This window comes from Paenibacillus jamilae, assembly GCF_050482105.1.
Classification (GTDB): domain Bacteria; phylum Bacillota; class Bacilli; order Paenibacillales; family Paenibacillaceae; genus Paenibacillus; species Paenibacillus jamilae_B.
Genome location: NZ_JBCNHI010000001.1, coordinates 91,523 through 105,162 on the forward strand (window position 1 = coordinate 91,523; position 13,640 = coordinate 105,162).

The 13,640-nt window shown below is 48.2% G+C and carries 3 protein-coding genes; 1 reads left to right on the top strand and 2 read right to left on the bottom strand.

Annotated features, from left to right (window positions below):
- Window positions 1-315 precede the first annotated feature (315 nt).
- A complete protein-coding gene (locus ABEW32_RS00335; RefSeq protein ID WP_430183634.1) occupies window positions 316-11,391 on the top strand; it encodes an isopeptide-forming domain-containing fimbrial protein in 11,076 nt (3,691 codons plus the stop codon).
- 159 nt (window positions 11,392-11,550) lie between these two features.
- Here ABEW32_RS00335 and ABEW32_RS00340 read toward each other — a convergent pair whose 3' ends face one another.
- Entirely contained in the window at window positions 11,551-11,748 is a 198-nt protein-coding gene (locus tag ABEW32_RS00340; RefSeq protein WP_013373372.1) for a cold shock domain-containing protein, read from the bottom strand.
- 260 nt (window positions 11,749-12,008) lie between these two features.
- Entirely contained in the window at window positions 12,009-13,040 is a 1,032-nt protein-coding gene (locus tag ABEW32_RS00345; RefSeq protein ID WP_430183636.1) for a hypothetical protein, read from the bottom strand.
- Between the last annotated feature and the right edge of the window lie 600 nt (window positions 13,041-13,640).

Here is a 13,640-nt window from a genome sequence, read left to right on the forward strand (position 1 = left end):
TTCTCTGAAAAGGGTCATGTTTAGATTTAACTCGCATACACATGTGAATAATGAGCCGATATATAAAATGTTGCTCCACTAGCATCGTGACAAACCAACTATTTTCGTGTTCATGCTAATCTAATGTATTAAATAAGGAAGGGGGCCTTTTTCCCGCTGGATTAGGTATAGGAACTTATGCAGTAAGCAGGGCCTTGTCATAAAGCAGGCAATTTATACGAAAGGATCATTACACCCAGCCTAGCTGGCTCTTCTCATCCGAAGATCCCCCCAAGATAGCTGTTTGGGAAGAGATGGAAGGTAGGAAGCTAATCCATGGCTTTTATTCAGCGTTACGTAACGAACCAGACAGGGGCTGTTACCTTTATAGGGAACACACTTGGGCTAGCACGCTCTACTTCGGTAGGTGTACCGGGTACAGCGACTAGCATTGGAGCTTTCATCACAACCAATACAACCTCTCGCTTCGGCACGTATCCCTTCGGCACGACTTCTGCCTTAACCAGTAACTCATCAACAGCATTCCTTGTGCTCCCTGCAGGCAGTACTGTGCTATATGCTGAGCTTATTTGGGGAGGAAGTTATGCCAACGGCAGTACCAATGTATTGTCCAGTGCCAGCAACCCGGTCACATTTCAGACACCTGCCTTATCTACCACAGTGACTCCTGATTCCGCTACATCAGTCAACGTCACCAGCCTTAGTACCTATGTAAGAACGGCAAATGTAACAAATTTAGTCATTCAAGGCGGTACAGGAGCGTATACAGTTGGAAACGTGACTGGCACCATCACAGTTCCTGATTCTACCAACACCAACCACGCCGGATGGACGCTGGCCGTAGTGTACAACAACCCGTCTCTGCCCTTCCGCAACCTATCGCTGCGCGTAGGCGGTGAGGGGGTCAGCAGTGCTACGGGCTCGGTCAACGTCGTAGTAAGTGGCTTTGCCACACCTGTACAGGGGACTCTGCGCGGCAGGGCGTTGATTAGCGCCCAAGAAGGTGACGTAGACATTACGGGAGATCGTGCGTTGTTTGGACCTACGACATCCAGTTTGACTGCACTGTCTGGACCCAATAATTTTTCGACTAATTTTTTCGCGTCCCAAATTAATGGGGACGACGGTACATTGGTTACGACGGGGACCTTCGGTACAACGAATGCCGTAAATGGGACACCCGGGACGCAGGTCACAGGTGGACGGCAAGGCTGGGACATTACCAACGTCGATATTTCTTCTACCCTGCTAAACAGCCAAACTACGGGTGTCCTTCAACTCACTACAAATGGCGATATTTATACCGTTAATGCCAACGCCATTCAAATTGACATTAACGCTCCGCTGGTGACCCTGACTAAAACGGCCAGCTCTACAGGCTTGGTTATTGGCGATACAGTAACTTATACCGTCAGCATTTCGAATACAGGACTCGTTAGTGCCTCTGACACCATACTTACAGACACCATACCCGCAGGGGCTACCTTTGTCCCCGGCAGCGTTGTTGTCGCGGGCACAGCTCAGCCTACAGCCAATCCTGCAACAGGTATTACAGTAGGCAGTGTAGCTCCTTCAAGCACGGTAACCATTACCTTTCGAGCAACGATCACTTCATTGCCAGCCAACGCGCAGCTAGGCAATCAGGCATCGGCATCCTTTTCTTTTCAGACCGTTCCGGGCGGTCCTGTCATTTCTGGTAATGTTCCGTCCAACACTGCAAGTACACCGATCTATCAGCCTGTCATCGGAATTGTTAAAAGCGCCAATACAACCGCCGCCACGGTTGGGGATACCATTACGTACACGTTCCAGATATCGAACACGGGCAGCATCGCTGCGAATCTCAACTTTGCAGAGAGCATCCCGGCAGGCTCATCCTTTGTACCAGGCAGTGTGACCATTGGCGGTTCTTCCGTACCTGCTGCCAATCCCGCTACTGGTTTTTCAGTAGGAACGATTAACACGGGGGCTACTGTACCGGTGACCTTCCGGACCCTTGTCAATACCGTTCCCGCCTCTGGTAATTTAACCGATCAGGCGACTTACACGTATACCTTTACACCGCCTGACGGACGTGTATTGAATGGAAGCGGGACGTCCAACACGCTCACCATTCCTGTATCCTCGCCGAATGTGACCGTGACCAAGGCATCTTCTTTGGCAACGGCGGCTGTTGGAGAAACCATTCAATTTACGATAACGGCTACCAATAATGGAATTGCAAATGTGACTAATGTAGTGGTCACTGATCCGCTACCAAGCGGAGTTGCCTTTGTACCTGGCAGTGTCACCGTGAACGGAACACCCGCAACGACAGCTACGCCTGTCAACGGGGTACCAATCGGCACTTTGGCCCCAGGCTCATCGGTAACAGTTGTCTTTCAGGCAGCCATTAATTCATTGCCTTCACCTGCACAGATCAACAACCGTGCAACCGTCAGCTTTACCTCCGGTGCCTTTACGGGATCATCTTTGTCCAATCTCGTAACCATACCTGTCGTTATTGCAGCACCGACGATTACCAAAAGCGCAAGCTCCAACCGTGCCAGCGTGGGCGGAACGATTACTTATTCATTTCTCATTGCCAATACCGGTACAGCCGTGTTGAACACGACCTTGACGGAAACTGTACCAGCAGGCTCCACCTTTATTCCAGGCAGCGTCATTGTCGGCGGGTCTTCAGTTCCGGGTGCCAATCCCAATACCGGAATTCCAGTCGGCACTGTAAATCCCGGAGCACAAATTACCGTCTCGTTTCGCACCACCGTAGACTCCCTACCACCTGGGGGCGGATTAAATGATCAGGGACTACTTCAATATACGTATCAGTTGCAAGACGGGAGGGTTCTCTCCGGCTCGCTCCTGTCTAATATAGTTTCTGTATCCATTTCTCTGCCTAGCGTAGCGGTAAACAAATCTGCGGGATTTACATCCGTTAGTGTAGGTGAAACCCTGACCTACAGCGTGACCGCAGTCAACAACGGGATTGACCCGATCACCAACACCGTCATTACCGATCCGCTTCCCAGCAGTGTGTCATTTGTACCTGGAAGCGTAACTGTTGGCGGTTCACCTGTAAGCACAGCTGACCCAAGAAGCGGCATTCCCGTCGGCAGCATTAGCGCAGGCTCATCCGTTCTAGTATCCTATGCCGTGCTGGTCAATGCCGTTCCGTCCGTACAGCCGCTACAAAACACAGCCAGCGTCAGCTTCACTAGTGGTACTTTTACCGGAACATCCCAGACAAATACCGTTTCTGTACCGGTTTATCAACCGCGTATCAGTGTCGCTAAATCTGCAAATACAACCGCCGCAACGATTGGCGACACGATCCTGTACACCTTATTGGTCACAAATAGTGGGAACTATAATGCTTCTGTAACCCTGACCGATGCTATTCCTGCTGGGTCCACATTTATAGAGAACAGCGTGATAATCAATGGTGTTAGCCAGCCTGGGGCCAGTCCGGCAGCAGGTGTTTTCATCGGAACTGTGTCACCGCAAAGTCCGATCCGGCTAACTTTTCAAACTGTAGTGACCTCCCTACCAACACCATCCCAGCTAACAGATCAGGCCTCTGCGGCTATTTCCTTTACCTTACCAGACGGGCGGGTACGAACAGGAAGCGCATCGTCTAACGTGCTATCCATTCCTGTATCTGCGCCGAATGTGTCTATTTCGAAGACTTCGAACCGTACCACCGCCATTCCGGGCGATTCGGTATTATACACACTAACTGTACTCAACAACGGCATTCAGGCAGTGAACAACGTGGTCGTTTCCGATCCGATTCCAGCCGGCTCCCAATTCACTGCGGGCAGCGTAACATTGAACGGCGTCACAGTGGCTAGTGGAGACCCGTCATTAGGTATTCCGGTTGGGAGCATTGCCCCAGGAGGAGGGGCTACGATCACTTTCAGGGTCATAGTATCCTCTCCACTGCCGAGTCCACCGCAGCTCACTAATCAAGCGCGTGTCAGCTATACCAGCGGCGCTTTTTCAGGTACTTCGGTATCCAATCCAGTGACGGTAGCCATCAACGCCCCAGTGCTAACTGTATCGAAAACTGCTAATCCCATACGGGGAACGGTAGGCGATATCGTAACGTATTCACTGGCGGTGACCAACAACGGCAATATAGCTGCTGCTGCCACATTGACGGACAATATTCCCACAGGCTCGGCACTGGTGCCGAACAGCGTGGTCGTTAACGGTACTCCTGTTCCGGGCGCCAGTCCCGCAGCAGGTCTGTCTATTGGCTCCATTGCACCCGGAGCCACGACTCAAACAACTTTTCAGGTGGTGATTACTTCCGTGCCTTTGCCTCCCCAACTCACCGACCAGGCGAATATCAGCTTTTCCTTTCAACCGCCGGATGGCCGGATTGTTAACGGCAATGTTTCGTCCAATATTGTCACAATTCCTGTATCCTCGCCCAATGTACAGGTCAGTAAAAGCACCTCGGCAACTGATGCCGTTCCTGGTGATACGATAACCTATACTATTACAGCTACCAATAGCGGCATCGAGATCGTAACAGATGTTCGTGTGACTGATACCATTCCGACAGGCTCCTCTTTTGTTCCTGGCTCCGTTATCGTAAATGGAACAACGCTGCCATCAGCCAGCCCCTTGACAGGGATTCCAGTCGGTTCTATCGCTGCCGGAGCGTCAACAACTGTCACCTTTTCCGTGACTGTTAACAGCTTGCCTAATCCACCGCAACTGAGTGACCAGGCAACGGTCTCTTTTACCAGCGGCACACTGAATTTCGTATCACTCTCCAACACCGTTGTCGTTCCCGTCTACCAACCTATCATCAACCTCGTTAAGACCGCCAATACGAGTCAAGCAACCGTAGGTGATACCGTAGTTTATACTCTGACCGCCCAAAATACAGGTAATTTAGCAGCAACAGCTACCTTTACCGATGCCATTCCATCAGGTTCCTCCTTTATACCCAACAGTGTCACTGTAAATGGCCTGCCTGTTGCTGGAGCTAATCCCCAAACGGGTGTGGCTGTTGGAAACATTGCAGCAGGGGCCTCCGTCGCTCTAACCTTTCAAGTGGTCATTAATGCTATCCCTACGGGCTTGGGACTGTTGAATCAAGGCTCGGCTACATTCACTTTCCAGCCGCCTGACGGTCGAACATTAAACGGAAGCACCCAATCCAATCCAGTATTTATTCCTGTATCCAATCCAGATGTCACCGTAACCAAAACAGTCAATCAGACTTCTGTAGCCTTTGGAGACACCATAACGTACACCATTACCGCAGCAAACGGAGGCATTGCGCCTGTAACAGGAACGGTCTTTATCGACCCGATTGCCGACGGCACTACTTTTGTGCCTAACTCCGTACAAGTCAATGGTGTCACTATACCGGGAGCCAATATTGCCACAGGCGTGTCTGTAGGTACTGTTCCCGCTGCCAGCTCGGCAACGGTCACCTTCCAGGCCAGAGTGACCTCCTTGCCAGCGTCAGGTTTGTCAACGGATCAGGCAACAGTTTCCTTTAATTCCGGGGCTTTCGCAGGTCAATCGCTCTCAAATCAAGTCAGCCTGCCTGTAGTGCAGCCCATTTTAAATGTGACTAATACTCTAAGCGCAGATCGTGCAACCGTAGGGAACACGCTTGGTTTTGTCATTACTGTCACGAATACAGGCAATGCGCCCGCAGATACAGTTGTGCTTGATCTATTATCCAGCTCGCTCAGCCTGAATCAAAATAGCGTGTTGGTCGACGGTGCGCCTATTCCCGGGGCAGACCCGATTACAGGTATTAATATCGGTTCGGTTGCCCCAGGTGCGACGGTAACCGTCTCATTTAGCGCAGTGGTCATATCAGTACCTCCAGGCTCCATACTAACCAACCAAGCCACTGTAAACTACACGTTCCAACTGCCAGATGGACGAACGCTAACTGGCACTGGTGCAGCCTTGCCCGTATCCATTCCGATCTCATCACCGAACGTTACAGTTACGAAGGCAGCTGATGTGGCTGTCGCTGTCGTGGGCGATTCTGTTCCCTACGTCATAACTGCGTTCAATAACGGACTCGATCCAGTGACTGGCGTAATCGTCACAGACACCATTCCTTTCGGAACCGCCTTTGTACCAGGCAGCGTTACAATCAATGGCACTCCTGCTACTACAGCCAACCCGCAAAACGGTATTCCTGTCGGGACGCTTGGAGCTGGTGGCGGAGCCACCATTCGCTTTTTGCTTAACGTACAATCACTGCCATCACCAGCGTCCATTACCAATGAAGCGACGGTCAGCTTTACTTCAGGTGCATTTAATGGGTTTTCGGTATCCACCCCCGTTACCATCCCTGTGTATCAACCGATTGTCACTGTATCCAAAAGTGCGGGAACGGGAAGAGCTACGGTTGGAGATACTATAACCTATACATTCTCTGTTACAAATTCCGGGAATATCGGTGCAGATACCGTCCTTAATGACCCGATTCCAGCTGGGGCTGCCTTTATCCCTAATAGCGTAGTAATTAACGGCACCGCCGCACCTGGCTCAGATCCAACCGCTGGAATTCCCTTAGGTATTATAGGCGCCGCTACGACCGTTTCGCTCACCTTCCAGGCAGTTATTACCTCACTGCCCGCATCGGGTACACTGGTTAATCAAGCGACCGCTGCTTTCAGCTATCAGCCACCAGATGGCCGTGTCCTGACCGGAAGTGCAGTATCACCGACCGTGACCGTCTCCGTCTCTTCGCCGGACGTGGACGTGATCAAAACAGCCTCAGCTACTGATGCCGTAGTCGGAGATACCATTACTTATACCGTGATCGCTACGAATAACGGGATCAGTCCAGTCGTCAACGCCGTCGTATCTGATCCGCTACCGCCCGGCACCAGCTTTGTTCCTGGCAGTGTGACCGTGAATGGCACATCTGTACCTGCTGCGTCACCAAGCGCAGGTATCCCTGTAGGCACCATTGCAGTAGGTGGCTCAGCCGCCGTTACATTCCAATTCTCTGTCGTCAGTCTGCCTCAGCCGCCGCAAATAACCAATCAAGCGACCGTCAGCTTTACTTCAGGGGCGTTGACCTCTTCTTCACAATCCGATCCGGTGACCTTGCCTGTTTATCAGCCGATCATCGGCCTGACCAAAACCGCTAATACCAACAATGCACAGATCGGATCGACATTGGTATACACCTTAACGTTGACCAATACTGGAAATATTGCCGTTACACCAGTTCTCTCGGATAACATTCCAGCAGGTTCTGAACTACTGCCTAACAGCGTAGTCGTTAATGGCATCCTTGTGCCAGGAGCTTCGCCAGTTACAGGCATAACACTCGGATCACTGGCCCCTTCAGGCAGTATCACAGTAAGTTTCCAAACCATCGTCTCGTCTCTGCCAACTCCGCCTATACTGACCGACCAAGGGCAAGTGAACTTTACGTACTCACCACCGGATGGTAGAGTGCTGAGCGGTACTGTCACATCCAATGCAGTTAATGTTACTGTGTCTGCACCTAATATTCAGGTGACCAAAACATCCAGTTTGGCAGCAGCTGTAGTTGGAGATACGATCAGATATACACTTAGCATCACAAATAGCGGTGTGGATTCCGTCACAGATACCGTTGTAACTGATACAATTCCAGCAGGCACTTCCTACGTTCCGGGCAGTGTCCTGATCGACGGTGTACCTTTCCCTAACGCCTCGCCAATTACTGGAATTTCCATTGGAAACGTCGCACCTGGAAATACATTTATCGTGAGCTTCCAAACTTCTGTCCAAAGCTTACCGCAGCCACCACTGCTCACGGATATCGCTTCCGTCACATTTACCAGCGGAACGTTCAACGGCACTGCCTTTTCCGATCCACTCATCGTCCCGGTATTCCAGCCGTTAATTACACTTACTAAAGCTTCCAGCACTCTCAACGCCTCCGTCGGCGATACACTAACCTATACGATTACAGCGGTAAATAACGGCAATATTGCCGCTGCTCTTACGATCAGTGATAATATCCCCGCCGGATCATCATTCCTTGCCAACAGTGTCAGCATCGCTGGTAGTCCGCAACCTGGTGTATCTATCGAAACTGGCGTCCCGGTTGGATCTGTGCTACCAGGCGGAACGGTATCCGTCACTTTCCAAACCGTTATCAATACTCTACCTAATCCACAGGTGCTGGTCGATCAAGCATCAGGCTCATTCACTTTCCAACCGCCGGACGGCAGAACCGTATCAGGATCAGCTGTATCCAACACAGTCAGTATCTCTGTATCCTCGCCAGATGTGAGCATTGTCAAAGGAACAGCAGCTACAGATGCCATTGTCGGCGATATCATCACCTATACCTTGGCCGTCTCCAACAATGGAATTAGCACCGCCAATAATATAGTGGTTTCAGATATCATTGCGACAGGAAGCTCTTTTGTGAATGGTAGTGTTACTGTAAACGGAGCCTCCTTCCCTGATGGAAATCCGGGATTTGGCATTGCCATCGGTACCCTCGCTCCTGGAGCCGTTACTACCGTTACATTCCAGGTTCGAGTCGTTTTCTTGCCTACACCTGCACAATTAACCAATCAGGCATCAGTTAGCTTTACCAGTGGTGTATTTACTGGCAGATCAACATCTAATATGGTAACTATTCCGGTCTTCCAGCCGATCCTGACAGCAGTCAAAACAAGCAGTACCAATAATGCCACCATAGGTGACATCATCACTTACACGATTGTCGTCTCCAACACCGGAAACATTGCTGCCTCGACTACGGTAAGTGACAATATTCCAGACGGATCTGTATTCCTTCCCAATACAGTGTCAATTAACGGCATCACTGCTCCAGGTGCAAGCCCGGTTTCCGGCATCCAGACTCCAGCCATACCACCAGGACAATCGGCAACTGTTACTTTCCAAGTGTTGGTATCCTCCATTCCTACAGCTGTACTGCTGGTAGATCAGGCTGAGGTAGGTTATCGCTTTAATGCTCCAGATGGTCGAGAGGCTGGCGGGTTCCATTTATCCAACATTGTTGAAGTTGCCGTGTCGCCGCTAGATATCACCTTAAGTAAAAGCGTAAGCTCACCTTTCGCCACTACTGGTGATACCTTGACGTATGAATTCGTGATTCTTAACGAAGATGCAGGCACCGTACAAAATGCCCGTTTGCTGGATACGCTGCCAGAGGATATCGAGTTTATTACAGATTCAGTTCAAATTAATGGATCTACAATGGCAGGAATAGATCCTGGTGATGGCATACCGTTGCCTTCGTTAGAAGCGAATACCAAGACCCACATATCCTTTGAAGTCCAAATCGCAGCCACAGAACAGCCAGGACCACGTACCAATCAGGCACGTTTGTTACTTACGAATGGTGAAGAAGCAAGTGCCATTTTATCCAATCCTGTGACGGTGGCCATACTTCAGCCTGTAGTGAACCTTACGAAATTAACCAATACAGAGAGCGCACAGCCGGGTCAAAGCGTCAACTATTCCATCATCGCGGAAAACACCGGAAATATTGGGGCCTTCGGCTTGTTGGCTGACTTATTGCCACCTGATCTCTCCTTTGTTCCCGGCTCTGTTTTGGTTAATGGAGTGGCTCAATATGGTGTCAGTCCAGAACAAGGTATTGCTCTAGGCGTTATTGCACCCGGAGAAAAAGCAACTACTGTCTTCTCCGCACTTGTCGTTCGTGTCCCTGAGTCGGGCTTACTGGAAAATCAAGCTTCGCTGACTTACTCCTACCAGTTACCAGATGGACGGAACCTGGATCAGGAGAGCACTTCGCCTTCCGTCTCGATTAAAGTAGCCGCTACCGATCAAGGAGGCCTGTCAGCTGTGCTGCGCACGACGGTATCTACTGTCGCACTGGGCGATGCTGTGCCTTATCAGCTGACCCTTGTTAATGATGGAAGCTCCGTTGATACCGACATAGTGTTAGCCGATTACGTACCAAGTGGCACCATCATAAGCCCGGACAGCTTGAAAATTAACGGTTCTTCATCTGCCTCCAGCAAGCCGGGCGACCCCCTCTTTATCGGCAGCTTACAGCCGGGACAGACCATAAACGTAACTTTCACCGTTAATGTTCAATCTCTGCCAACCGGAGGACGTCTAAATAATAACGTACGGCTTCAATATGCTGATAGCGATGGTGCAAGCGAGGTTACCAGCAATACTGTGACTGTAGCTGTTTTCGATCCACAGCTTGCCGCAAGCATCTCCACAGACAACAAGGAGGCCCTAGCAGGAGAAACCCTGACCTACACGGTACTACTAAATAACTTGGGCAACATTACTTCAGAAGTTATTCTGCAAAATTTCATTCCTGCTGGAACTCTATACATCTCCGGCAGCATCCAGCTGAACGGTCAATCGTTGGCAGAAGCCGATCCTGCCACCGGAGTTAGTCTTGGGTCTGTGGAACCTGGTCAGTCATTGACCCTGACTTATCAAGTAACCGTATCCGACACACCTCCAACTGGCTACATTGTAAATCAAGCTGCCTTTACCTACTCGTTTACATTACCTGGAGGAAGAATCGTACCGGGCTCGTTGACTACAAATACCGTTACGATCCCAGTGGTATTCCCACTGCTCGAATTAGTGAAAAAGGTGAACACCCATAATGCTTCTGTAGGAGACACACTTACCTTCACTATACAGATTACAAATAAAGGCGGAATCCCGGCGCAGTATCCGTTGTTCACGGACCTATTGCCGCATGGACTTGTTTATGTTCCCAACAGCCTGACGATTCAAGAGAAAGCACAGCCAGGCGCTAATCCTGGCACTGGCATCACACTCCCGGATCTTGCACCCGGGGAGACGCTTACTCTTACGCTCCAGGCACAAATTCGTGAAGCACCTACAGATGGAGCATTCAGCAACCAGGCCACCATCGAATATAACTCACGTCGTAGTGGTGGAGAGACTCTGAAGGAAACCATTCAAACCAACACTGTAGACGTGGCCGTCATTGCAGCTATTCCTAAACTTACACTTAGCTCCAGCGCTTTGCGTGTCGCGCAAGATGATACCCTCTCCTTCACCGTCCATGTGGATAACATCGGTAATATTCCACTGGAAGAACTGTTACTTACAGCACCATTCTCAGCTGAAGATTTCCTTGTACTCAGAACCGTCACCGTGAACTCTGTGCCGCTTCCGCATCCTAATCTGCTCCAAGGCATTCCGTTAGGCCAGCTTGACCCTAATCACAAAGCCGTCATCGTCTTCTCCTTCGATATCGAATCTGCACTCCGCGCGTACCTGATCGCCCAGGCCATCCTGCGCTATCAATTCCGTTATCCTGACGGACGTGTAGAGAAACAATCTGCCTCCTCCAATACTATTTTTGTGGAGATGGCTGACTTTGACGGTTCTCCAGAGTAAACGTTTTGGAATACTAAGCTCCTTACCATCAGGTAAGGGGCTTTTTTATATATGTAAAAAACATAAAAAAGCCCTGGAATATATTCCAGGGCAGTTGCTAGCGCGTTATCCATTGCTAACCATCTTACCAATTATGTAGGTCGGCTATGCCGGGGATGATTATAATTTGGTTACGTTAGCGGCTTGTGGTCCACGTGCGCCTTCGACGATGTCGAACTCCACGTCTTGTCCTTCTTCAAGTGTTTTGAAGCCTTCTGTTTGAATTGCGGAAAAATGTACAAATACGTCGCCGCCGTCAGCCGTTTCGATGAAACCATAACCTTTTTCTGCGTTGAACCATTTTACTTTACCTTGCATGCACTAACATTCCCTTCGTCATCAAATGAAGTGAAGCTCTCGCCCACATTTTTGACTATACCACCCAAAGTTATCCATTGTCAATTGGAATTGATAATGTTTTCATACATAGTTATTCCAATTTTATATTGACAAAGCCTTCTATTCCTATAGATTGGAATGGTATAATAGGCAAAAGAGTTTATTATACAAGTATAATAAACTCTTTATGAATGTTTGAAACTATTAGAATAAATTTTAATTTAAATTTTTTCACGACGTTAATTATAGTAAACTACCGTTGGCTGGGGCTCAATTCCTTTTGCATAGTAGTAATTTAAGTTACTTACAAAATCAATTACTTTCTTTTTATCTAGATCATAGACAAGAATGTCTGGATCTCCAGCCATATCAATAAAATCTAGACGTCTCGGCGTAGTTCTGCCACTGGTGTCAACAAAAGAGGAACTGTGATACGGTGGATTGCCCGAACTATATGCAGATTCAAAATAGGTAAAAAGAGTATCTGCATTTAGAACAATCAAAACAGCATTATCCGAGCTTGCATAATTTGACGTATACTTCACAGGCGTAGTAATATTTTTAACCCGAACATCTGATATATTATGACTCCTTGAAGAATAACTCCCACCACTGGAGAAGTTGAATTCTCTTGACCATTCCAAATTCGGGTTTGCCACCGTTGTATTGGCAATTTGGTTCCCATTCACCTTAATATCTCCGTTTGAATACTCAATTACCGTATATAACAAATTGTTAGAGTAGGATGTTAGCTTGGCCGTCTTACCATTAATCGGTGTATCCGCTGGTGAGGCCGCATTCATGTGGATACTATAGCTTTCACCTACCGTTCCTGTGGAAGTAACACGCAGGCCCCAGTCCCCTGCTTTTAAGTCTGTAGCAAACTTCAATTCAGAGGCCTTTCCTCCAAAACCCGTCAGACTTGCTGTCCCGGTGCTCCAATCAATCGAGTACAAGTCAAATCTATAATTGGGATTACTGGATTTGGTCTGAGCCAGAATGCTTCTATCCGTAGGTACGTTAAAGAACCAAAAATCTGTTGGATCAGCTGTCGTTAAAGAATCAGTGAAACTCATGAGGTCACCGTTCACATTGAAATTAGACATTAATGTAACCCGGTGATTGTTCACTTTAAGAGTCTCACCATATACAGCCTCAGTCGTGCTAGTAGATTCCAGCGCTTCAGTCGTATTAAGTGAAAGTGACGTAACAGTATCCTTCGTCGTTGAACTTGATGAACTGGCCTCAACTGAGGCTGGAGCTATTGACATACTGCTTAAAACTAAAATGGCTAATAAAATCCCAGAAAGATATTTTCCCCACTTCATAAACATCATCCCTTCTCAGAATATTTAAAATTATTCATAGATTGGAAATAATCCCTGTGGATGATGTACTATTTCTATAAAAGACTTAATTATCCTTTAATCTTAGACGATCTTACGTTGGACCATGCACAGGCTTTGATCAGCACCCTCATCCATTAATACTAACTTTTCATTTTTTGGATTCTATAGCCACACTTTATATATCAATACAATGCACTATAATTTCGACCTTGTGTTGAAACTACTAGTTATCCATTCAGCCTACTTTTGTTTAATAACTCATCCACTTTTTCTATATCAAAAATATGTGGATAACAAGAATATCTACTATTTTCAAATAATTCAGTCATCATATTTTCTATAACAGGAAAGTCATGTTTGATCGCTAATACAAGAGAACTTTATTGTGTGCATTAGTATCCACTATAAAAATTCTCTACCATATGACACCTCCATAAGTAGTTAAGCTTTTTTATACTATATTAATAGAGATGTCGAAGTATCTCGTATGTTGTCGCAACATAATAAATAACTGCCAGTTAT

Excerpts from the sequence above, each read along its gene's own strand:
- ABEW32_RS00340 (WP_013373372.1), bottom strand. The coding sequence starts at position 11,748 with ATGCAAGGTAAAGTAAAATGGTTCAACGCAGAAAAAGGTTATGGTTTC.
- ABEW32_RS00335 (WP_430183634.1), top strand. The coding sequence starts at position 316 with ATGGCTTTTATTCAGCGTTACGTAACGAACCAGACAGGGGCTGTTACC.
- ABEW32_RS00345 (WP_430183636.1), bottom strand. The coding sequence starts at position 13,040 with ATGTCAATAGCTCCAGCCTCAGTTGAGGCCAGTTCATCAAGTTCAACG.